The 21,392-nt window shown below is 59.0% G+C and carries 23 protein-coding genes; 9 read left to right on the top strand and 14 right to left on the bottom strand.

Annotated features, from left to right (window positions below; all coding sequences use genetic code 11):
- Window positions 1-4: 4 nt before the first annotated feature.
- Together PQR62_RS20615 and PQR62_RS20610 are read left to right on the top strand one after the other, a co-directional pair.
- Window positions 5-625 (top strand): O-methyltransferase, encoded by a 621-nt coding sequence (locus tag PQR62_RS20615; protein ID WP_408159904.1) that lies wholly within the window; start codon window positions 5-7, stop codon window positions 623-625.
- A gap of 287 nt (window positions 626-912) precedes the next feature.
- On the top strand, window positions 913-1,128 hold the full coding sequence (locus tag PQR62_RS20610; protein ID WP_408159903.1) for a YMGG-like glycine zipper-containing protein: 216 nt from the start codon (window positions 913-915) through the stop codon (window positions 1,126-1,128).
- 115 nt (window positions 1,129-1,243) lie between these two features.
- Here the strand turns inward: PQR62_RS20610 and PQR62_RS20605 are convergent, their stop codons facing one another.
- Window positions 1,244-2,155 carry a LysR family transcriptional regulator gene (locus tag PQR62_RS20605; protein ID WP_408159902.1) on the bottom strand — a complete coding sequence of 304 codons (912 nt, stop codon included), beginning with the start codon at window positions 2,153-2,155 and terminating at the stop codon, window positions 1,244-1,246.
- Window positions 2,156-2,315: 160 nt separating this feature from the next.
- Here PQR62_RS20605 and PQR62_RS20600 point away from each other — a divergent pair, with 160 nt between their 5' ends.
- A complete protein-coding gene (locus PQR62_RS20600) occupies window positions 2,316-2,954 on the top strand; it encodes a LysE family translocator (RefSeq protein WP_408159901.1) in 639 nt (212 codons plus the stop codon).
- A 73-nt stretch (window positions 2,955-3,027) separates the two neighbouring features.
- Here PQR62_RS20600 and PQR62_RS20595 read toward each other — a convergent pair whose 3' ends face one another.
- On the bottom strand, window positions 3,028-3,510 hold the full coding sequence (locus PQR62_RS20595) for a MarR family winged helix-turn-helix transcriptional regulator (protein ID WP_408159900.1): 483 nt from the start codon (window positions 3,508-3,510) through the stop codon (window positions 3,028-3,030).
- Between the two features lie 44 nt (window positions 3,511-3,554).
- On the opposite strand from PQR62_RS20595, the gene PQR62_RS20590 reads away from it, so the two are divergent.
- The gene (locus PQR62_RS20590) at window positions 3,555-5,081 is read left to right on the top strand and encodes an FAD-dependent oxidoreductase (RefSeq protein ID WP_408159899.1); all 1,527 of its coding nucleotides are present in this window, start codon (window positions 3,555-3,557) and stop codon (window positions 5,079-5,081) included.
- 168 nt (window positions 5,082-5,249) lie between these two features.
- On the opposite strand, the gene PQR62_RS20585 is transcribed toward PQR62_RS20590, so the two are convergent.
- The 9 genes from PQR62_RS20585 to PQR62_RS20545 form a co-directional block, all read right to left on the bottom strand.
- The gene (locus PQR62_RS20585) at window positions 5,250-5,990 is read right to left on the bottom strand and encodes a class II aldolase/adducin family protein (protein ID WP_408159898.1); all 741 of its coding nucleotides are present in this window, start codon (window positions 5,988-5,990) and stop codon (window positions 5,250-5,252) included.
- A gap of 118 nt (window positions 5,991-6,108) precedes the next feature.
- A complete protein-coding gene (locus PQR62_RS20580) occupies window positions 6,109-7,332 on the bottom strand; it encodes a M20 family metallo-hydrolase (RefSeq protein ID WP_408159897.1) in 1,224 nt (407 codons plus the stop codon).
- A 1-nt stretch (window position 7,333) separates the two neighbouring features.
- Window positions 7,334-8,407, bottom strand: coding sequence for an arginase family protein (locus tag PQR62_RS20575; protein WP_408159896.1), 1,074 nt, complete (start codon window positions 8,405-8,407; stop codon window positions 7,334-7,336).
- A gap of 38 nt (window positions 8,408-8,445) precedes the next feature.
- The gene (locus tag PQR62_RS20570) at window positions 8,446-9,273 is read right to left on the bottom strand and encodes a substrate-binding periplasmic protein (protein WP_408159895.1); all 828 of its coding nucleotides are present in this window, start codon (window positions 9,271-9,273) and stop codon (window positions 8,446-8,448) included.
- A gap of 30 nt (window positions 9,274-9,303) precedes the next feature.
- The gene (locus PQR62_RS20565) at window positions 9,304-10,062 is read right to left on the bottom strand and encodes an amino acid ABC transporter ATP-binding protein (RefSeq protein WP_408159894.1); all 759 of its coding nucleotides are present in this window, start codon (window positions 10,060-10,062) and stop codon (window positions 9,304-9,306) included.
- Window positions 10,063-10,080: 18 nt separating this feature from the next.
- Window positions 10,081-10,746: an amino acid ABC transporter permease gene (locus tag PQR62_RS20560; protein ID WP_408159893.1), complete on the bottom strand. Its 666-nt coding sequence runs from the start codon at window positions 10,744-10,746 to the stop codon at window positions 10,081-10,083.
- A 22-nt stretch (window positions 10,747-10,768) separates the two neighbouring features.
- Window positions 10,769-11,359 (bottom strand): cupin domain-containing protein, encoded by a 591-nt coding sequence (locus tag PQR62_RS20555; RefSeq protein ID WP_408159892.1) that lies wholly within the window; start codon window positions 11,357-11,359, stop codon window positions 10,769-10,771.
- Window positions 11,360-11,995: 636 nt separating this feature from the next.
- Window positions 11,996-13,477 (bottom strand): MDR family MFS transporter, encoded by a 1,482-nt coding sequence (locus PQR62_RS20550; protein ID WP_408159891.1) that lies wholly within the window; start codon window positions 13,475-13,477, stop codon window positions 11,996-11,998.
- Between the two features lie 338 nt (window positions 13,478-13,815).
- The gene (locus PQR62_RS20545; RefSeq protein ID WP_408159890.1) at window positions 13,816-15,129 is read right to left on the bottom strand and encodes an MFS transporter; all 1,314 of its coding nucleotides are present in this window, start codon (window positions 15,127-15,129) and stop codon (window positions 13,816-13,818) included.
- Window positions 15,130-15,271: 142 nt separating this feature from the next.
- Between PQR62_RS20545 and PQR62_RS20540 the strand changes: the two genes are divergently transcribed.
- The 3 genes from PQR62_RS20540 to PQR62_RS20530 all read left to right on the top strand — a co-directional run bounded on the left by PQR62_RS20540 (window position 15,272) and on the right by PQR62_RS20530 (window position 17,519).
- Window positions 15,272-15,988, top strand: coding sequence for a GntR family transcriptional regulator (locus PQR62_RS20540; protein WP_408159889.1), 717 nt, complete (start codon window positions 15,272-15,274; stop codon window positions 15,986-15,988).
- 43 nt (window positions 15,989-16,031) lie between these two features.
- Window positions 16,032-17,150, top strand: a complete 1,119-nt coding sequence (locus PQR62_RS20535; RefSeq protein WP_408159888.1) for an isocitrate/isopropylmalate dehydrogenase family protein — start codon at window positions 16,032-16,034, stop codon at window positions 17,148-17,150.
- A gap of 78 nt (window positions 17,151-17,228) precedes the next feature.
- Window positions 17,229-17,519 carry a putative quinol monooxygenase gene (locus PQR62_RS20530; RefSeq protein ID WP_408159887.1) on the top strand — a complete coding sequence of 97 codons (291 nt, stop codon included), beginning with the start codon at window positions 17,229-17,231 and terminating at the stop codon, window positions 17,517-17,519.
- Between the two features lie 29 nt (window positions 17,520-17,548).
- On the opposite strand, the gene PQR62_RS20525 is transcribed toward PQR62_RS20530, so the two are convergent.
- A complete protein-coding gene (locus PQR62_RS20525; RefSeq protein ID WP_408159886.1) occupies window positions 17,549-18,442 on the bottom strand; it encodes a LysR substrate-binding domain-containing protein in 894 nt (297 codons plus the stop codon).
- A gap of 107 nt (window positions 18,443-18,549) precedes the next feature.
- Between PQR62_RS20525 and PQR62_RS20520 the strand changes: the two genes are divergently transcribed.
- A complete protein-coding gene (locus tag PQR62_RS20520; protein ID WP_408159885.1) occupies window positions 18,550-19,278 on the top strand; it encodes a TSUP family transporter in 729 nt (242 codons plus the stop codon).
- A gap of 207 nt (window positions 19,279-19,485) precedes the next feature.
- On the top strand, window positions 19,486-20,205 hold the full coding sequence (locus PQR62_RS20515) for a DUF4088 family protein (protein WP_408159884.1): 720 nt from the start codon (window positions 19,486-19,488) through the stop codon (window positions 20,203-20,205).
- A 68-nt stretch (window positions 20,206-20,273) separates the two neighbouring features.
- Here the strand turns inward: PQR62_RS20515 and PQR62_RS20510 are convergent, their stop codons facing one another.
- Both PQR62_RS20510 and PQR62_RS20505 read right to left on the bottom strand, forming a co-directional pair.
- Window positions 20,274-20,792, bottom strand: coding sequence for a YgjP-like metallopeptidase domain-containing protein (locus PQR62_RS20510; protein ID WP_408159882.1), 519 nt, complete (start codon window positions 20,790-20,792; stop codon window positions 20,274-20,276).
- Window positions 20,793-20,934: 142 nt separating this feature from the next.
- Window positions 20,935-21,324, bottom strand: a complete 390-nt coding sequence (locus PQR62_RS20505; RefSeq protein ID WP_408159881.1) for a DUF6228 family protein — start codon at window positions 21,322-21,324, stop codon at window positions 20,935-20,937.
- Window positions 21,325-21,392 lie beyond the last annotated feature (68 nt).

The following is a 21,392-nucleotide window of genomic DNA, read 5'->3' as shown; positions in this document are numbered from 1 at the left end:
TGCAATGGACCCAAAAGTCACCGCGATACTGGACAACTATCACGCGCTGATCGTCCAGGAAAAGGAAGCGCGGCAGCAACTGCCGCACGTACGTGAAAAAGAAACCGGCCCGGACACCTGGATGCGCGCAGTCGGCCCGCAGACGGGACAACTGATCAACATCATCGCCGGCAGCATGCGCGCTCCGCGCATTCTGGAGCTGGGCACGTCTTACGGCTATTCCGGCATCTGGCTGGCCGAAGCGGCGCGCGCCGCCGGCGGACATCTGACCACCATCGAGATGCACGAATACAAATCCGCCTTCGCGCGCGAAATGTCGCAGAAGGCCGGGCTTGCCGGGCACGTGGATTTTCTGGTGGGCGATGCGGTGCAACTGATCGCGGAACTGGCAGGCAATTTCGATTTCGTGCTGGTCGATCTGTGGAAGGATTTGTATGTACCCTGCCTTGACGCCTTCTATCCCAAACTGAATCCGGGTGCCGTCATCGTGGCCGACAACATGCTCAAACCCGATAGCGTGGAAGCCAATCAATATCGTGCGGCGGTCAAAAGCAAACCCGGCATTTCCAGCGTGATGCTGACGGTCGGCACCGGCATTGAGATCAGCAGGTTTCAGGGCGAGTGATCGCTTTTCAGGGCCCGCAGTCACCAAGTCACCGGCCGCTAAAGCATTCGGATATTCAAGCAGCTGAACCAGCTTGACCACCTGGAAATATGCAAACGACAAGACCGCCTGCGCGCCAAGATGTAACAACTGTAAGAGATCATTTACAAGCCGCGTTGGCCGGAAACTTATGAGGATAATGCGACGGTCTACAACATGGCTGAGCTTGAACGAACAGCACTGCCGGCAGTTGCCTGGCACACAATGAGCACGGCGCCAGCATCCCTGGCTTTTATCGAGAGATCATCATGAAAACAATTCAAAAGATTACCGTCATCTCCATCACGGTCTGCGCCCTGGCGGCGATGAGCGGCTGCAGCAACATGTCGCGGCGTGACAAGAACACCGCCATCGGCGCCACGATAGGCGCGGTCGGCGGCGCAATCCTGACCGGCGGCAGCGGCATCGGCACCGCAGGCGGCGCTGCAGTCGGCGGTGTGATCGGGCATCAGGTCGGCAGGTAAGAGCGGAGCATCGCGTGGCCGGGTAAGGGGTATCGATGGACTGAGCTGCTGAGCAGCACGCATCTGCCCAGCCCCGAGACCGCGCCGTATCTGCATGACGGCGGGCATCGAGGGATCACTTGGTGGATCCGCCTGCGTGCTTTCCTGATATGAGTGCAATCGCAGCGTCGACCAGCATGCCAGGCCGACTCCTGTTCCAGGAAACCGCGGCAGTCGTCACCATGATTTTTTCTTTCAGCGGTCTGAAGACCACACTTTGCGGCGCCATTTTTTTCATGGTCGCAGGCACCAGCGCCACACCCTGGCCGCAGCCCACGAAGGCAATCTGAGAAGTGATCGAACGCACTTCATGCAGCATGCGCGGACTGAAACCGTGGCTGCGGCAACTCGCCATCAGGCTGTCAAAATAGAGCGGACTGTAGCGCCGCTCGAACATCACGAATTCTTCCTCATTCAGCGTATCCAGTCGGATTCTGGCCGTCTGCGCCAAGGGATGCTGGTGATGCAAGGCGACGCACAGGCGGCTCTCTTCCAGCGGCAGCGTAGCGATGGTGTCGCCCGCCAGTCCGTCGAGCCTGGCAAATGCCAGATCGATATCACCGCGTTCGAGTGCAGGCAAGGCATCCACACTATCAATCTCGCGCACGCTGACGGCCAGGCCGGGCATGCGCTTCTTCAGCATGTCGACGATGGGCGGAACGGCGTCGAACATGGCGGCGCTGACCGCACCTATGGTCAGCACGCCGGTCTGGCCTTGGGCAGCTTCGTTGACTGCGCGCTCCAGCTGGCCCATCTGCTCAACGAATTTTTGCACCGCCGGCAGGATCGCCGCGCCTTCCGGCGTCAGCCGGGTGCCCTGCCGCGAGCGTTCGAACAAAGTAAGCCTGAGCGCTTGTTCCAGCACCTTGATCTGCTCGGTCAAGGGCGGCTGCGACATCCCCAATCGCTGCGCCGCGCGGCCGAAATGCTGCTCCTCGGCGACCGCCACAAACATCCATAACTGCTTCACTAGCCGGAAATTGATCATCGCCTTTGATACGATTTATATATCACGATCTTATTTTAATCGTAATTTACTGATGAGCATGAAAAGCCGAAAGTAGCGTCGCTTCTCACCTCTCTCCTACAGAAATGAAACTGCCGCCGCCTCACGCAAAGTATCGATTGCATCAGATCAGGCCATCCACATGAGCCATGCCGCGCTATTCGACTGGCCCGCCATTCTCGCCGTTCTGTCCGCCAGCGCCATCGGCGTGGCCATCCCCGGCGCCAACTTTGTCGCCATTGCCAACAAGGCGCTTGACTCATCGCGTGGCGAGGCGATTTGCATGTCGTTCGGCTTCGCGGTGGTCAATAGTCTGTGGGCGATCTGCGGCATTTTCGGCGCCGGTGCAATCATCGTTCGTTACGATTGGCTGGGCCCGGTGTTGAAAGGCCTGGGGTGCGCCTATCTGATCTGGTTCGGCTTGCGGCTGCTGATCGTGACGCAGCAGGCGGCGTTGCCGGACACAGGCGCCGCCTCAGGAGCGAAAAATGCCTTCTGTCGCGGCATTGCATCGAACATCGTCAATCCCAAATCTCTGCTCTATTACTGCGCAGTGTTGTCCAATCTGGTTCCGTCCACGTCAAGCAGCGCCACCGTCGCAGCCATGATCGTGACGGTCGGCGCCTGTGCGGTGATCTGGTACAGCGGCTTGAGTTTTCTGCTTTCGTTCTCGCCCATCTCATCTGGCTTGCGTCGCCATTTCCGCAATATCAATCGCCTCTGCGGCGCAGTACTGGTGACCGCCGGGCTGCTTGAACTACTTGAGGTGCTGGGAAAATAAGCGGCAGCGGCGATTATCCGATGGATGATCGCCCTTTACCTGATTGAGCTGCGCGGACTGCGGCCATGCCGGCTTACTCTTCTTCCAGCTGGTCCAGCGCATCCGCAAACTTGCGCATCAGACGTACCAGCTCATCCATCTCGCCCGGCTCCCAGGAGGCGAAAATCTTTCGCCCCATACGTTCGCGCGCGACGTCGACGAGGTCGGTCATTGCCTTGCCTTTCGGCGTAACCGATGCCATCCGCACCCGGCGGTCGGCGTCGCTGCCCTCGCGCTTTACCAGGCCCAGACCTTCCAGCGTTGAAACCTGACGACTGACCGTGGTGTAGTCGCGCCCCACGCGATCGGCCATGTCGACCACGCCGATCGGCCCCAGTCTTTCTATGCCGACCAACAGGGGAAACAAGGCCCGTTCCAGCGAGATGCCGGCAGCCTTGACCATGGCCTCGTCGCGTTGCGGTCGATTCATCGCACTGACGATACTGATCAGACTTCCATGCAGAATCCTCAGTTGCGAAGATATATGTGTATCTTGCACATTCTTTTCCAATGACATACACTCTCCTAAATTATGTGCATATTACACTTATGAGGCTGACAATGAAGACAGTATCTGAAACTGATGTATTGATTTGCGGCGCAGGCCCCACCGGACTTGCACTGGCGCTGGTACTTGCTCGATATGGCGTGCGTTTCCGTCTGATCGAAAAAATGGATGCGCCCTTCCACGGATCGCGCGGCAAGGGTCTGCAGCCGCGTACGCTGGAAATCTTCGGGGACCTGGGCATTCTTGATGCCATCATGGCTGCCGGCGGCCCCTATCCGCCCCAGCGAGAATATCTGGACGATGGCGGCTGGCGCGATGCGCCGACGACGGCCCCGCTCGCGCCCACCCCATCCGAGCCCATCCTGCAGCCCCTGATGCTGCCGCAGTTTCTGGGCGAAGCGGTCATGCGGGCCAAGTTGAGCGAATCCGGCCATCAGGTGGAATACGGACGTGAGTTGCTCACGCTGGAGACGCATGAGCAGGCGGTCGAAGCAAGGATTGCAGGCCAGGCCGGCGAAGAACAATTGCGGGCGCGCTATGTGGTCGGCGCGGATGGCGGACGCAGCCGGGTGCGCCATCTGCTGGATATCCATCTGGCAGGCAAGACCCTGGGCGTCAGAGCGATGGTGGCGGACGTCACATTGACCGGCCTGAGCCGCGACTTCTGGCATCGCTTCAATGCTCAAGACAGGGCCCGCCAGATTGCCATCTGCCCGCTCGCCGGCACCGATTTGTTTCAGGTGCAGGCGCCCATCGCTGCCAATGAGGCCAACGACGCCAGTGAAGCCGTCGACCTCACGCCGGCCGGACTCACCAGAATGATCGCCGAGCGCAGCGGTCGCGACGACATTTCCGTCCTTGCGGTCCACTGGGCCTCGGCCTTCGACATGCATGCGCGGCTGGCAGATCGCTACCGCGCCGGCCGCATCTTTCTGGCAGGCGACGCCGCGCATATCCATCCGCCTACCGGCGGCCAGGGGCTCAACACCAGCGTTCAGGATGCCTATAACCTCGGCTGGAAACTGGCGGCAGTGCTGGCCGGCGCCGCAGAAAAACTACTCGACACTTACGAAGAAGAACGCCGGCCGGTGGCCGAATCCATGCTCGGCATGTCGACCCGCTTGCTGGATGCTGCGGGCCGTGGCGACTTGCGCCGCGGCAGAGAAACGCAGCAACTCGATCTGGGCTATCCGGAGTCTTCACTGGCATTGACGCTGCCGGAACGCCTGCAAGGCATTGCGGCCGGCGACCGTGCGCCTGATGCGCCGATTACCACTGCGCAAGGCGAAGCGCGACGCCTGTTCGACCTGCTGCGCGGCGCGCACTGGACGCTGATAGGTTTCCACGTAGCGCCGGAACTGGTGGCGCCGCAACATCCCCATTTGCACGTGCATATCTTCGGCCCAGGCGGCGATCTGCTTGATTCGCAGGGACATTTCGTCGATGCCTATGCGCCCGCAGCGGGCGACTGGATACTGGTGCGCCCGGACGGCTACATCGGCGCGATGGTTTCATCGGCCAATTTGTCTGCGCTGGAGGAGTATCTGCAGGCGGTCGGATTGTCTCTTCACGCTCGTTAACAAGGAACCAAGGAGCGCCAGGCACGGAGGTCAACGCCAGAACTGCAGATGGAGCCGGCAAGCGGCTGAAGGCAATTATGCATCGCCATGCCTTGCCCTGCCATCCAGTCACTGGCGTTGCCTCGCCGTTGTTGAGCGCGATTGCGCCATCGTCGCACACTCAAGGCACTAGTTGAGCAGGCGACGCATGGATTGCCAGACCAGGTCTGCATGTTCAAGGCCTTCCGCCTCTTCGTACTGCCGGGCGGTGCGTTCGCAGACCTCGGCGGTGGGAAAGATCATGTCGCTCTGCCTTGCCGTCAGTTTCATCTGAATCTGACATGCTCGCTCCAGATACATCAGATTCAGAAATGCCTCGGCAACGGTACGCCCTGCGACCAGCAATCCGTGGTTGCGCAAGATCATCGCCTGATGCCCGCCCAGGTTGGCAACGAGGCGTGAGCGCTCATCCAGATCGAGGGCGATGCCCTCGTAGTCGTGATAGCCGATGCGCTTGTAGAACTTCAACGCGTGCTGGCTGATCGGCAGCAATCCCGACTTTTCGCAAGCGACCGCAATTCCGTCCGGGGTATGCGTGTGGATGACACATGAGAGATCGTGACGAGCGTTGTGAACCGCTGAATGAATGACGAAACCGGCTCTGTTGATCCGCATGGACTGCTTGCCCGACTCTTGCAGAACCTGGCCGCTCGAATCGATCTTGACCAGCTTGTCCGGGCTCATTTCGTGAAACAGAACTCCATATGCATTGATCAAAAAATGGTCGCTAGTGCCTGGTACGCGAGACGAGATATGCGTATCGATCAGATCACTCATCCGAAAATGGGCCAGCATGCGGTACAAAGTCGCGAGCTCCAACCTTGCATTTGCTTCGACGGATCTATTGCCAGATTCAGTTTCAGATCGCATATCAGGGTGAATTCAAATTGAAAACCAGATCAGAGCAGCCTATCGGCGGAAGATCCGCCGATAGGCTGCGATGGAAGACTCGTCGCAGCCGCGACGCATGGCTGATCAGTGACCAGCTTTAGCCCCCGGAGATCATGGACAGGGCGGCGCCGGCAAAGACCTCCGCCCCCATGCGCAAATGCTTGTCGGCTGTATTTTCGAGATAGACATGGCTGCGTCCGCCGATGCTGGGAACGAACAACATGGCCGAGGGCACGTGACGCGCCAGCACCATGGCGTCGTGAATTGCTCCGCTGTGCAGATGCATGGTTTTGTCGGTAAGCTGTGCCGCCGAAGAGGCGACGTGCTGCAGCAGTCGGGCATCCATGATCGCCGACGGCAAATCCCCGACGCGTTCAAGAGTGATGCTGACGCCGGCGCGGCCATCGTTGCTCTCGATCAGATCGGCGACCCGCTTTTGCATCTCATCCAACACCTCCAGGCGCAGATCTCTCGTCTCCAGAGTCAGAAGCGCTTCTTTCGGGACGACGTTTGCCACGCCCGGACGAAATTCAACCGCGCCAAAATTCCAGACGGCCTCCGGCGCCCCCAGTTCTACGAAACTGTCGCGCAGCTGCACCGCAAACTCGAAGGCCGCCATGCCGGCATCCTTGCGAACAGACATGGGTGTGGTGCCGGCGTGATCGGCCTGGCCTTTGAAGACGATACGATGGCGACGCATACCGGCGATGCCGGTAACAATGCCCAGATCGAGTTCGGCATTGTCCAGACGCGGACCTTGCTCGATGTGTGCTTCGAAGTAGCCGATGCAGCGCCGCGCATCAAATTGCGCCCCCACCTCAGAGTCGTAGCCAGCGAGCTGCGCCGCGCCGGCGAAATCGATGCCGGCATAGGACAGCCGAGCCAGGTCGGGCAAGCTCAGTTCGCCGCAGAACCACTTGCTCCCAAGGCAGCTCAGGTATCGGCCTTCCTCATCCGAAAAGGCGACGACATCGCAACCGATCGGTGCATCCGGAAACTGCAGATTGAAGGCGCGGGCCGTCTCTATCGCATAAATCACGCCGAGCGCGCCGTCGAGCCAGCCGCCCGTCGGCACGCTGTCGGTATGCGATCCGAGCAGTAAAGCCCGTGGCGCTTTTGACTTCCCGATGACGTTACCGACGGCGTCGACCACGACGGTCAGGCCGGCGCTTTCCATCTCGCCGGCCAGCCACCTCCTTGACTCAACATCCGCGTCCGATAGTACCGGCCGATTGACGCCCTGCCCCTGGGCGCCGAATCGGGCGAGGTGTTTGAGAGAGGCGATGACCCGTTCGGTATCGATGGCTAGCATTTCATGCATTTCAAGCTCCGGCGGCCTGATCGCGCTTGCGCTGCGCCAGCCCTGCCATGAAGTAGGTCAAGGCGTAGACGATCACGCGATACATGACGGCCGAACCCGGCGGAATGCACAGGAAAGACAAACCGGCACAGCCCCTGCGACCGGTCTCGTAAGCAATGCGAATCGCCTCGTAGTCGGTCATTCCCATCGGCTCTGCCAGCTCACCCAGAATGTCGCCGTCGGTCGGCCCGGCGCCGCCCAGCACATCCATGTCGAAGTGCGCGTATACCGCCTCGGCATCCTTATAAGCATGATCCAGATTCTTGATCACGCCCTCGATGCCCAGCTCGGTGCGAATCTTCCACATCGGCATGAAGCAACAGCCGCCGTTGACGAAACGACGCACCACGTTTGGATCTTCCAGCATGCCGCGCTCGCCGATTTCCACCAGGTTCTTGATGGCGAAATTGGGGCAATCGCGGTAGAGCTTGTCCTTCCAGTTGGTCGATCCGGCGATCCGGTCATTCTTGGTGGCCCAGTCATACGGCCAGCAATCCCAATGGGTATCCAGACTCACCATGCCGATGGTGCCGTTGAAGTGCTGTGCGATCGGACGGCCTACGGCATAGGATGCCACCGGCGAGTTCTGTCCGATCACAATCGGCACGGCGCCGGCATTCAGTGCTTGTTTCACGCGCGTCTCAACCAACTCCTGCGCCGCCAGGATACGTTCGACCGTTCCCTCGTAGCTGGCTTCAATCGGAATCGGAATATCGCCGTAATCGACGACCTTCAGATGCTCGAAAACATCCAGGTCGAGTTCCTGTATGTAACCGCCACGGTAGCGGATCGACTGCTGGCGCACGCGGGTGGTCGCGGCCAGCCATTCAGCTTTGTCCACTCCGCTGTATTTCTTGCCCCAGCCGGCGGCAAATGGTGCGCCGATAATGACGACATCGGCGCCTTGAATATCGGCTTCATCCAGCGCGTAAGGAACACCGAGAAAGGTCGGTGTGTCCTCGCGGATACGGGGAAAATGTACGTTACGCCAGTGCTTTCCGGCGAGGGTCTGCTCCCAACTTGGATATGACGGCATGCTTAGCTCTCTCTGTGATCGGTGGCGGTTATCGGCGATTACTTGGGAAATTCCTGCAGGTTCGGGCTATCGATATAGCGGCCGCCCTTGAGGTATTTGCCGACGGTTTCATTCATCTGGCCCGACAGAATCAGATTGCGGATCGCCACGTTGAAAACGTCCTGCAATTCGGTATTGCCCTTCTTCACGGTCCAGGCAATCGGCAAGAAGAACACCGGCTTTTCAGAGAAGATCACCTTGGTGCTCGGCTGCTGTTCCACGAAACGCGAAGCGGTAAATGCATCTTCAAAGCTTGCATCGGCGCGGCCCGAGGCAACTTCAACGAAGCCTGCCGCCAGATTGCCGCCGGCGAGCGAAATGATCTTGGCATTAGGCATGGTGTGGCGAACGTAGTCTTCGGCGGCCGTTCCCTGAATTACGGCAATGCGGATCTCAGGCTTGTCCATGTCCTTGGCAGTCTTGAAGCGTGTTTCATTGGACTTGACCACAGCAACGCTACCCAGATAAAACAGTGGCGTGGTGAAGTCCACAGCCATGGCGCGCTTGACGGTCGCAAAGGTGGCCCCGATGGAGATGTCGAATTGCTTCGCCTGCAGGCCCGCGACAAAGTTGGCCCAGGTGGTCTCGACGAACACCGGCTTGACATTCATGTCGGCCGCGATCGCTTTCGCCATGTCGACATAGAAGCCCGTCAGCTCGCCGCTGGCCGGATTTTTCTGAGCACCCGGCGGCGAAGGAATGTAGCCGATACGCAGCTCGCCGCGTTTTGCAATCTGATCCAGTTCGCCGGCGGCATGCGCGGGACCGACCGCCGCAATACAGAAGGCCACGGCCGAAAGTACGAAAGCAAATCTCTTCTTGAACATGATGGTTCCTTGGTAAAAGTGATTGTTGAATTAACGGTTGACGCGGGAAAGAAACGATTTGGTTCTGGGATTCATAGGCGCAGTGAAGATCTGCTCGGCGCTGCCGTCCTCCACCAGGTAGCCGCCTTCCATGAAGACGACACGGCTGGCCACCTCTCTTGCAAAAGACATTTCGTGAGTGACGATGACCATGGTCATGCCGTCGCCGGCCAGATCGCGCATGACGGCCAGCACCTCGCCGACCAGTTCGGGGTCCAGCGCCGAGGTCGGCTCATCGAACAGCATCAGTTCCGGCTTCATGGCCAGCGATCGGGCGATTGCCGCACGTTGCTGCTGACCGCCGGACAGCCGCGTGGGTTTGACATCCAGCTTGTCGCCGAGGCCGACCCGGTGCAGCAGCTCGGTCGCCATTTGCCGCACCTCGTCCGCCGGCTTTTTGAGAACGTGCACCGGGCCTTCAATCACGTTTTCGATCAGCGTCATGTGCGGGAATAGGTTGAAGTTCTGAAACACCATTCCCATACGCGTCCGCAGCCGGTTGATCTCCGCCTGAGGAGCCATCTTGCGGACCTTCGATGCGGACTTTGAGTAACCAACCAGTTCGCCGTTGAAATGGACTTCACCTTCGTCATACGGCTCAAGAAAATTCAGGCATTTGAGCAAGGTGCTTTTGCCCGATCCGCTGGGGCCGATCAGGGCGACGATGTCTTTGGTGTTGATTTCCAAATTGATGTCCTTCAACACGCGAAGCTTGTCGTAGGATTTACCGAGAGACTTGATGGAGAGCATTGGCTTGTTCCTTTATGGTCATGCGTTTTTCTTGATCTTTTTCTCAAGCTGGCGGGAAATCCAGATCCAGGGGAACGTGATCAGGAAAAAGACGATGGCGAGGAAGGTGTAGACCTCAAGCGGGCGATACGTTTGAGAAATCAGGTTGTTTGATTCCTGCAGCAATTCATAGACCGCGATCGTCGAGCCCAGTGTGGACAGCTTCATCAGATTGGCAAATTCATTGATGAAAGGTGGAATCATGCGCTGCACCGCCTGCGGCAGAATGATCCGGCGCAGCGCAGCGAGGTGCGCCATGCCGATCGATCGCGCAGCCATCATCTGACCTCGATCGACGCTCTCGACACCGGCGCGTACGATTTCGGCAATGTAGGCACCGCTGTGGATGCCGAGCGTGAGAATGACCGCGGTTTCCGCACCGAGCTGAATGTCGAACAACACCGGAAAGCAGTAGTACACCCAGAACAGCTGCACCAACGCAGGCGTGGAACGTATGGCCTCCACATAGACGGTGGATACGCCGCGCAGAATCGAAGAGTGCGACTGACGAGCAATACCGACCGGAAACCCGATCACCAACCCAAGCAGGGTGGCGCCGAAAGTAATCTGCAAAGTCACCACCGCGCCATGCACGAAGACGGGCCAGTATTGGTACAGCAGATGAAACTGCCAGTTGTAGTTCAAAGCGTGCTCCTTGGGAGTGCAGTCAGAATGTGGCGGGCGTGTTCACCCAATAGATCCGGGCCACCACGTCGCCGATGTTTTCGTAGCCGTGCGGCACCTGGCTCATGAAGTGAAATCCATCGCCCTCTTTCAGCTCGTATTGCTCGCCGCCTATGGTCAATTTCACCGCGCCCTCGAGGATGTATCCGACTTCTTCGCCGACGTGCTCAATCAGACCGTCGCTCTTGGCGCCCACGGGGATGATGTGGATGTGAGCCTGCAGCAAAGAGCCGGGCGCGGCATGATCCAGCCGCTCCAGACTGATCCCGCCGGCCGCTCCGAAGGTGGACACGTAGCGATTACCGCTGAACAGCACCGGAGAATTGGCGACCTCGGCTTTGCCCAACAACTCGGAAACATTGCTTTCATAGAGGTGAGCAAGACGATGCAGCAGCGCCAGCGAAGGATCTGCCACGCCTCTTTCCACCTTGGACAACTGCCCTTCCGAACAACCTGCCGCATCGGCGCAATACTTCAGCGTCAGATTTCGCAGGTGCCGCGCATGCCGGAGCCGTACACCGAGTTGAATTGATGCCGCCACCAGATCGGTCGGATTATTGTTTTCCGTGCTCATTTGTTGAATTTCTTCCCGCTCATGAAAGTAACTTTCCTATTAAAAAGTCTATTTACAAATGAAAAGCAAATTGCATGCCACAGATTCCAGGCAGGTTTAAAGGCCCAAATGGGCCGAAAAAATTGCGATGCGGGTAGAAAGCGCACGACTTGTGCGTGATACGCCCCATTTGGGAGCGAGAGCTATCCGGCCGCACAACAAGCGGCCGGTGCTCGGGGAATACTTGCAAGACGCGATGAAGAAAAGTCGCCCCTATCCGTCCGGTGGGCAACCGCAGCTTTCCGGCAAGGTAAACAAGCCCGCATGAAGCGGCAATGCCGTTCAGCCAAGTAGCGTTCCCAAGCAAGCCGTTGGGGCTGAGTAGGTCCGAAGCCCGCCGGCTACGTTCACAACGCTTGCTTGCCCTCTGACACGCTGCTTTGCAGCTACTCCGGACGAATGGATCTGAATCGAAAAATAAAAAAATGCCGCTCAGCTCTTAACTGAACGGCATTACGTACGAAGCGGGCTCTTTCACACAGGGGATAGTCGCCGACAGCAAATATCCGCCCCTCACTTTAATACGGGCTTGCCCCTATTCCGAGGCATCGAGCTCGTGCCTGAGCAAAGACCTGCAATAAAAAAACGAGCAGCGCCTTAAAGACTTTCATGCGGCGAAACCTGCACCGCGCGCTTGATGAAAATCGGCGGCACCATCATCGCCGCCAGCAGAATTGCCACCGCGAGCAGGAACATCACGATGAAGGTGATGTGCAGTGAATCGTGCAAGGCCATCTGCACCACACTGTTTTGCATGACGCCGGTAGCCTGCGCATCGAGCAGGCCCTTGATCTGGTCGGCGGTAATCGTCACGGTGCTCGAGGAGTGCGCCAGTCCGTAGTTGAGCACGGCGCCGAACAGGGTCGCGCCCAGCGTATTGCCGAGATTGCGTGAGAACAGATTGGAGGCAGTCGCCGCGCCGCGCTGGGCGGGCGCCGCGATTTCCTGGATCAGCACCAGACAGGTGACGCTGGAAATACCCATGCCAAGGCCCATGATCAACGAACCGATACCGGCAAGCAGAGGCGAACTCTCGGGCGTGAGCATCACGAAAAACACTGCCCCGCACGGGATCACGGCGCCGCCGACCAGCATCAGCTGACGCAGGCCGAAACGATGGAAGGATTTGGCCGTGGCCGTGGCGCCAATCGGCCAGCCGAGCATCATCATGGTCAGCGCCAGCCCGGCCACCACCGGCGTGCGATGCAGTACGCCCTGTACATACACCGGCAGGAAAGTAGTCAAACCCATCATCGCCATGCCGACGAATAGGGTTGCGCAATTCGAGGCCGCAATCGGGCGATGGCCCCAGATGCTGAATGAAATCATCGGATCGGCCGCACGCCTTTCCTGCCATACGAACAGCACGGTACAGATACAGAAGACGATGAATTCGATCAATGCATGATCGGTGTTGGATGAACCGATATCGGTCAAGGCCAGCATCAGCGCGCCGATGGCGGCGGTGAACAGTACTGCGCCCGGGATATCGAGCGAGGGTTTTTCCCGCTGCTCGTTTTCGCGCAGGAACATCACGAAGCCGGCAGCAGCGGCCAGGCCGATCGGCACGTTGAGCCAGAAGATCCAGGCCCACGACATGTCCTGAATGATCAGACTGCCGACCAGCGGGCCCAGCACCGCGGAAATCGCCCAGACGCTGGCGAGATAACCCTGAACCTTGCCGCGTTCGCGCGCCGGAAACAGATCGGCGATGATGGTCATGTTGACCGGCTGGATGGCGCCGGCGCCGACGCCCTGAATCAGGCGGAACACGATCATGGCCGGCATCGACCAGGCGAAACCGGCCAGCACCGAACCGATCAGAAAGATCGCGATACCTGCCAGCATCACCGGCTTGCGGCCGTAGAGATCGGACAGTTTTCCGAACACCACGGTCATTGCAGTCTGGGCCAGCAGGAAGGAAGAAAATACCCAGCTATACAAATGCAGGCCGCCGAGCTGCGTGACGATCTGCGGCATGGCCGTGGCGACGATGGTGGCTTCGAGCGCAACCATCGCCATTGAGCCCATGACGGCGGCAACGACGAGGGGACGATTGGATGTGTGGGATGAGGACATGGCGTCGGAATGAGAAATGGCTGCCTGACTCGCCGCTCTGGAATGTGCCATGAAACAGGCAAGACTGCGGTCGGTCAATGGTGGCTGGTGCCGGGCATTATGCCGCGCCGCGCAGAAACCTGCTGACGGCCGGCAATAAACACGTGGCTGGTCACGCAACCGCGACGCATGCAAAACGGATCGCGGCCTTGTGCGAGATGATGTCCAGACGATTTCTGGTAATGCGCCGCGCGCTTGAAACGCTTTCTGCTTCAGCCTCTGCGCTGTTATCAGAAATTTTCCGGGCAATTGAAAATGCCGCCGGTATCTCCGGCGGCATTGCGATGATCAGACCGGTTTCAGAGCCCGGGTTCCTGCACCGGATACCTGGTCACAGGCGGGTTGCGACGTGAGGCGATAAGCAGAATGAAGCCGATGACCTGCAGCGCAAGAATAGGCGTCAGTGCCAGAGCGAAGCTGCCGGTCTGTTCGCGGATCACACCGATCAGATAAGTGCCGGCAAACCCGGCCAGATTACCTACCGCATTGATCTGCGCCAATCCCGCCGCTGCCGCGCGCGGCCCCAGACGCTCGGTCGAGAGCGCCCAGAACGGCCCCTTGAATGCATAGGTACCGACCAGTGTCAGAATCATGAATAGCATGGCCGGCAGCAGCTGCCTTGTCATCATGCCGGCTCCCAGCGCGCAGGCCGACAACAGCAAAGGCAAAGCGGTGCTCCACACCCGTTCGCGGCGCTTGTCGGAGACGCCACCCCACCAGATCATCGTGACCGAGGCGATGGCGAACGGCAATGCATTCAGCCATCCGGTCTGAATATTGCTCAGCCCGAAGCTCTTGAGAATCTGCGGCTGCCACAGCGACAGGCCGTTGCTGGCGGCGGAAGTGCCGGCATACACCAGCGACAACAGCAGCACCTGTGGATGAAGCACGATGCGCCAAGTGCTGTTGTCATGTACCGGCGCATCGGCCTCGCTTTTCTTGCGCTCCGCTTCCAGCGTCAGGTTGAGCCATTGCTTCTGGTCGGTGTTTAGCCATTTGGCGTCGCTCGGTGAATCGGGTAGCCAGAAATAGGTGAAGATCGCCAGCAGAATCGCGGGTGCCGCCTCAATCAGGAATAGCCATTGCCAACCGTGCAGCCCGCCCATGCCATCCAGCTCCAGCAAGGCAGCCGAGATTGGTGAGCCGACGAAACTGGACAAGGGCACCGCCACATAAAACAGACTGACGATACGGCCGCGCGTGGCTGCGGGAAACCACTGCGTCAGATACAAAATCACGCCGGGGAAGAAGCCGGCCTCAGCCGCTCCCAGCAAAAACCGCACGACATAGAAAGAGTTTGGCCCGCTGACCAGCGCCGTGCAGGCGGAGATGACACCCCAGCTCAGCATGATGCGGGCGATCCACCTGCGGGCGCCGAATTTCTTCATCGCCAGATTGCTCGGCACTTCAAACAGGAAATAGCTCACGAAAAACAGACCGCCGCCGAGTCCGAACACGGCTGGCGTCAAGCCGACGTCCTTGTTCATCTGGAACGCGGCGAAGCCGACGTTGACGCGGTCAATGAAGGACACCAGATAGCAGATCATCAAAAACGGGATGAGGATCGTCGTCACGCGCTTGACCGTCGATGCCCCGATTTCATCAGTACTCATGAATTTGTCTCCTTATGGATGAATATCTTTTCGATGAAAAATAATTTTAGTCATGGTAACGTATACGTTAATGTATTCGCTAACTAATTTTTTAGGTGATGCACAATTGACGCCTGTTTGTTTTTTTAGGGAATGGTGAGAAATGGGCGCTAGCGATTCTTTGCAGTCAAAGCCGGTCGAGCCGCATGCGCCGGAAGTGCCGTCCGGTCGCATGGCTGATGCGGCTTACACGACGATGCGCAAGAAGATATTGGATAACGTCTGGCCGGCCGGTTTTCAGGCCACCGAAGGCGACGTCGCGACCGAATTAAGCATGAGCCGCACGCCGGTGCGCGAAGCGCTGATGAAGTTGCAGCAGGAAGGTCTGATCAAGGTTACGCCGCGCCATGGCATGCAGGTGCTGCCGATTTCCCCCGAGGACATGGAGCAGATCTATCAGATCCTGACCTCATTGGAATCGACGGCGGCCGAGCTGGTGGCCGAACGCGGGCTGGACGATGAAGCGCTCAAGCCGCTGATCGAAGCCACCGAGGCGATGGATCAGGCGCTCAAGGTCGACGATCTGGATGCATGGGCGGTCGCCGATGAACAGTTCCACACGCACTTGCTGATGCTGTGCGGCAACGAATATCTGCGCGGCGTGGTGCTGAATTTCTGGGATCGTGCGCACCGGGCGCGGATGGTGACCTTGCGCATGCGGCCCAAGCCCATCCATTCGACGCGTGAACACATTGAACTCGTCGCCGCCATCCGCGCAGGCGATGCCGCCCTGGCGGGCAGCGCGCAACGCGCACATCGCAAACGGGCAGGCACCGAGCTGCTCAGTCTTCTCAAGCGGCTAGGGCTCAGTCGGCTCTAGCTTTTCCGCATGAGCGATCATGCGCATCCACTTAGGTAGGAATATGTCACAGACCACCCCATCGATTTACGAGATTGCCGTGTTGCCAGGCGATGGCATTGGCGTAGAAGTCATGCAAGCCTGCGTTGCGCTGCTCGATGCCGCCCAGAAAATCGACCACGGCCCGCAGCTGAAAATGACACGCTACGATGCCGGCGCGCAACACTATGCCAAGCATGGCGAAGCGCTGCCGGAGCGCACGCTCGATGCGGCACGCGCCGCACACGCGGTGCTGTTCGGCGCCATGGGGTGGCCCAACGTGCGCTATCCGGACGGCACCGAGCCGATTCCGCAGCTGGACCTGCGCATGGCGCTGGATCTGTATGCCGGCGTACGTCCTATCCGCTGGTTCGCCGGTTTGCCGAAAGTGCTGACCGATAGTCGCGCCGAGAACATCGACTTTGTGCTGGTGCGCGAGCAGACCGAGGGCCTGTTTTACGCACGCGGCAAGGGATCGGTAAATGAAGCCGGCGAGTCCTATGACACCATGCAAATCACCCGCCGCGGCACCGATCGCGTCAGCCGCTTTGCATTCAAACTGGCAGAACAGCGCAAGCGCCGGCGCGGCCAGGCCAACGTCACCTGCGTGGACAAGGCCAATGTGTTCACCTCGATGGCCTTCTTCCGCGAGGTGTTCAATGATGCGGCCAAGGACTTTTCAGGCATTTCGTTCGATCACGCCTATGTGGATGCGATGGCGCTGACCATGATCAAGAAGCCATGGGCGCTGGATGTGATGGTCACTGAAAACATGTTCGGCGACATCCTCTCCGATCTGGCGGCCGGCCTGATCGGCGGCATGGGCATGGCGCCCTCGGCCGACGTCGGCGACGACCACGGTCTGTTCCAGCCGGCACACGGCACCGCCCCCGACATCGCCGGCCAGGACAAGGCCAATCCCGGCGCCATGTTCCTTTCGGGCGCAATGATGCTGGACTGGCTGGCCGATCGCCACGATCAGCCGGAACTGGAACAGCGCGCGCGCCTGATCGAATCGGCGCTGGAGACGGTGCTCGGCGATGGAGCGGTACGTCCGATGGAATATGGCGGCAGCGCCGGCACCAAGGCAATGACCGAGGCAGTGATCGCAGCCCTGCCGCAGGCATTCGCCACGCTCAAATAAGCAAGCAAACAATCTTCTGCCTCACATGCGTTCCCTCGGCGGGAACGCATTCCCCACATCATTCTGAACGGACCGAACATGCTCATCATTGCAGTGACATTCACCATCAAACCCGAGCACATCAATTCCTTTCGCGCTGCGATGCTGAAGAACGCCTCGACCTCGCTGGCCGAAGAAGACGGCTGCCTGACCTTCGATGTGTGCGAAGCCAAAGAAGGCGAAGTGATTTTTCTGTACGAGCGCTATACCGACAGCAATGCCTTCGACCTTCATCTGCGGGCCCCGCATTTCCTGGAGTTTGACAAGCTCGTCACGCCGTGGATCAGAGCCAAGCAGGTAGATCGCTACAGTCTGATTTCGGAAGAATAAGTCATTCGCCGAAGCAGAATTCCGGCGATTCAGCCTCCTGCAGCCCGCTCAAGCCAGTCCAGAAACTCCCTGAGCGGCAGCGACTTGTCGGCGTCGGGCGGCACCCATGCCGAATAGCTGCTGCCTTTGGCGGTGACGGCAAACGGCAAGACCAGACGCCCCAGCTGCACATCATGCGCCAAGGTCGGCAACCCGCCGACTCCCACGCCCAGGCCATCGACGATCGCCTGCAGGCTCACGTGATAGTGGTCGAAGCGCTGAAAGCGCCGTGGCCGCAACTCCGCCACCCCTGCCGCCTGCAGCCAGCGCTCCCACTCGCCCACCCGCGTGTGCGAAGAGACGCAGACCTGCCTGCCCAGGTCTTCAAGCTGCTCCAGAGGATTGCGTTTCAGCAGTGCCGGCGCGGCGATCAGGCTCAGTTGTTCCTCGAACAGAGGGCGCCGTTCGAAATAGCGCCATTCGGGCCGATCCAATGCGTCCCTGCGAATCAGCACGTCGAAACCGACCAGGCCTTTGGTTTCTGCGCTATTGGAGGTCGTCACCGACACCTCGATATCGGGATAGCGCTCATGGAATGCGGGCAAGCGCGGAATCAGCCAGTGCATCGCGAATGTGGTCTGGCTATTGACCTTGACGACGCGCGTGCTGGGCGTCTTGCCGAAGCGCACCGCCGCATCGCCGAGCAGATCGAAAGCGCTGCTGATTTCCGCTGCAAACGCGCGTGCATGCTCCGTCGCAACGCTGCGCTGGCCTTGCCGCCGGAACAAGGGCTGGCCCAACCAATCCTCCAGCAGACTGATTTGCCGGCTGACGGCGCTATGTGTGATGCCAAGCTCTTCAGCCGCAGCGCTCAGGCTGCTGGCGCGCGCAGCGGTTTCAAAGATGCGCAAGGCATTCAGGGGCGGCAAATGTCGCTTCTTCATCTATGAGTTTTAGTATCGGATGGATCAATTATTCATCGATAGTATGACCCAGAAGAACAGAATAAGCTGACGCTTTCGCCTCTTACACACAGCAAAGCGCAGATACCGTGGCGACTTACTTCTATGTTTTTTCCATCGCGCTGGCGGCCGGGGTGCTCAGCGGCATCGTCGGCACCGGCTCCTCGCTGTTGCTGCTGCCGGTACTGGTACAGTCCTACGGCCCCAAGGCCGCCATGCCCATCATGGCCATGGCCGCGATCATCGGTAATCTTTCGCGTATGGCAGCCTGGTGGCGCGATATCGATTGGCGCGCGGCGATGGCCTATGCGCTGGCAGGCATGCCGGCTGCTGCGCTCGGCGCCCACACCTTGCTGGCGCTGCCGGCCTGGAGCATCGATGCCGCGCTCGGTCTGTTTTTCTGGTGCATGGTGCCGCTGCGGCGCCGTCTGCGCGCTGCGCGATGGCAGCTGTCTTTGCCGCAACTGATCCTGTGCGGCGGCGCCATCGGCTTCATGACAGGACTGGTGCTCTCGACCGGCCCCCTGAGCGTGCCGGTATTCACGGCATATGGCCTGAGCGGCGGCGCTTTTCTCGGCACCGAAGCCGCCAGCGCGCTCCTGCTCTATGTCAGCAAAGTCGGCACCTTCGCCGCGCAGGATGCCCTGTCCATGCAAACTGCACTGCAAGGCCTGCTGGTCGGCGCCGGGATCATGGTGGGCACAGCCGGCAGTAAATCGCTGGTGCTGAAATTACCGCCCGCGATGTTCGGCATATTGATTGACTTGCTTCTGCTGATTTCCGGGGCCGCCTTGTTGTACAGCGCTTGGAACAATTGATGCGAATCTGCGGCGGCTGCGCGGTCACCTGGAAACATGCCGCGCGCCGGCTTCAGGCGAAAAAACATTTCTCGGGATAAAGTTCACCCTGTGGCGAGCCGATAACAGAGGTTCGCGCCCGCTGTCGCCGGTCAACATGACGAAATGACATCATCGGCGAATACATCATGCCGGCACAACAACATCGTACAAGCTCGGGGAACAGCAATGAAACAGATCAAACTCAATCTCAAGGACGAGGTTTTCGAATCCCTTGAGCGCGACTACAAGAACTTCGTGCGGCTCTCGACCAAGGTCGACTCAGGCTTTGTCTCACCGTCGTTTGAAAGCTTCCTGCTGGCCAAGGTGTCGGAAAATACCAACTTCCTGACGGAAGACGCCGTGCAGCACCTGATGCTCTCCGGCCAGTACGCCTGGGCCAGGCGCGCAATGGACAAGGACTTTCCCGATGTGGTGGCGATCATGATCGAACAGGCCTCGGACTACGGCTTTCACATCGCGGTGCGCCACGACTGGAATACGGATGATCTGGTCGCGGCATCAAAAGCCTGGGCCACCGCCATCATCAAACAAGCCAAGGGCGACGAAACGCAGATCGACATTCTGGCCGCTCAGATCAAGTCAGCCGCGGTCAGCATCGCCATCGTCCAGGAAAAACTGAAGACCCCGGCCTCGCAGCTCGCGCATGCACTGACGCAGGAACTGCGCGAAATCAATATCGCCATCGAGCACTCGCGCAATGATGTCGCGCGCGAAAAGCTGGGCGCGCTGCGCAGCTTGCTCAGGCTGGGCCGGGCCTACGGCAGCGTCAAGGAAAAGGACGAGCAGGAAATACTGGGACGGATCCGCGCGCAGAAGCCCTATCTGTTCGAACCGCCGCGCGAAGGTTTCTGGGATCACATTGCCGCATGGTGGCGCGGCGTATAACTGATGGCGCTTGACGCCGCACCTGCCCGCCCTGATATCAGCAGCTAACCGGCCGGCGTTTTACGCCCCTATTTCTCTACGCCCCAGATGCGCCGTCCGGACATATCAAGTTCCGTCAGGTAGAGACGCAGATCAAATTCATATTGGTGGTAGTTCGGCTCGATATAAGAACAAAGCTTGTAGAAGGCTTTGTCGTGTTGCTTTTCTTTTATATGCGCGAGTTCGTGGACTGCGATCATCCGCAAAAATTCAAGCGGCACGTCTTTGAACAAGGTGGCGATACGAATTTCATGTTTGGCCTTCAGCTTCCCGCCTTGAATACGCGAAATCGAAGTATGCAAGCCAAGCGCGTGTTGAATCACGTGAATCTTGCTGTCATACCCGATCTTGTTGATCGGCTCCGCGTTACGTAGGAATTCGCTCTTGAGCTCCTGGATGTACTGATACAAAGCGCGGTCGGTGCGCAGCTCATGCGCCTTGGGATAGCGCGTGAGCAGCACATCGCGCAAGCGATCCTGCGCGACAAGCTGCGACACTTGCTCGCGCGTCTGTTCGGAATAGGCGCTCAGGTACTTAAGCGATGACATTGCGGCGCGGGAAAATTGATAGGTGGAATTGCAGGCCCGAGCTGGCGGGAAGCGGGCGAATATACCACAGGCGAAATTCCGAGCAGATCGGCCAAATCGGCCGGTAGCGGACTTTGCTTTGCACTGATCTGAGCAGTAATACCTAATCAAGCAGAAGTGCTGCGGCATCCTCCGCAAATCGCGCAAGCTGCCCTAACTCAGATTCAATTCCGGCAGTGATCTGCCACTCCTCCGGCGCCCCTTGCCCTCCCCGCAAGTCCACACTGAAGATAATTGTCCCCAATGCGCTGCATGTCACCGCAAGCTTGAAATCTCTTTCAAGCGACGCCCATGTCAACGCCCCCTGCCAGGGACGCTGCTGCTCAGCAAGCGTTGCAAAGAAACCAACCAGCGATGCGAGATCCCCTGTCTCTGTCCAAACGACAGATGTGGCCGACACAGGAATATCTGATAGAGCGATCTGAAAATGGTCTGGCCCTTCTCTAGTGATTCGGAGCGAACGACTGGATGTTGACGAGTGGATGGCAAGCAAATGGCGGCCTTAACTGAAATACGGAAAAACATTCATCCGGCTTCGCCTGCCTGATTCAGGGACACCCC

The sequence above is a fragment of the Herbaspirillum lusitanum genome, assembly GCF_046025995.1.
GTDB lineage: Bacteria > Pseudomonadota > Gammaproteobacteria > Burkholderiales > Burkholderiaceae_D > Herbaspirillum > Herbaspirillum lusitanum_A.
Note: the sequence above shows the minus strand (reverse complement) of the source record. Positions and strands in the feature narration are given on the sequence as shown.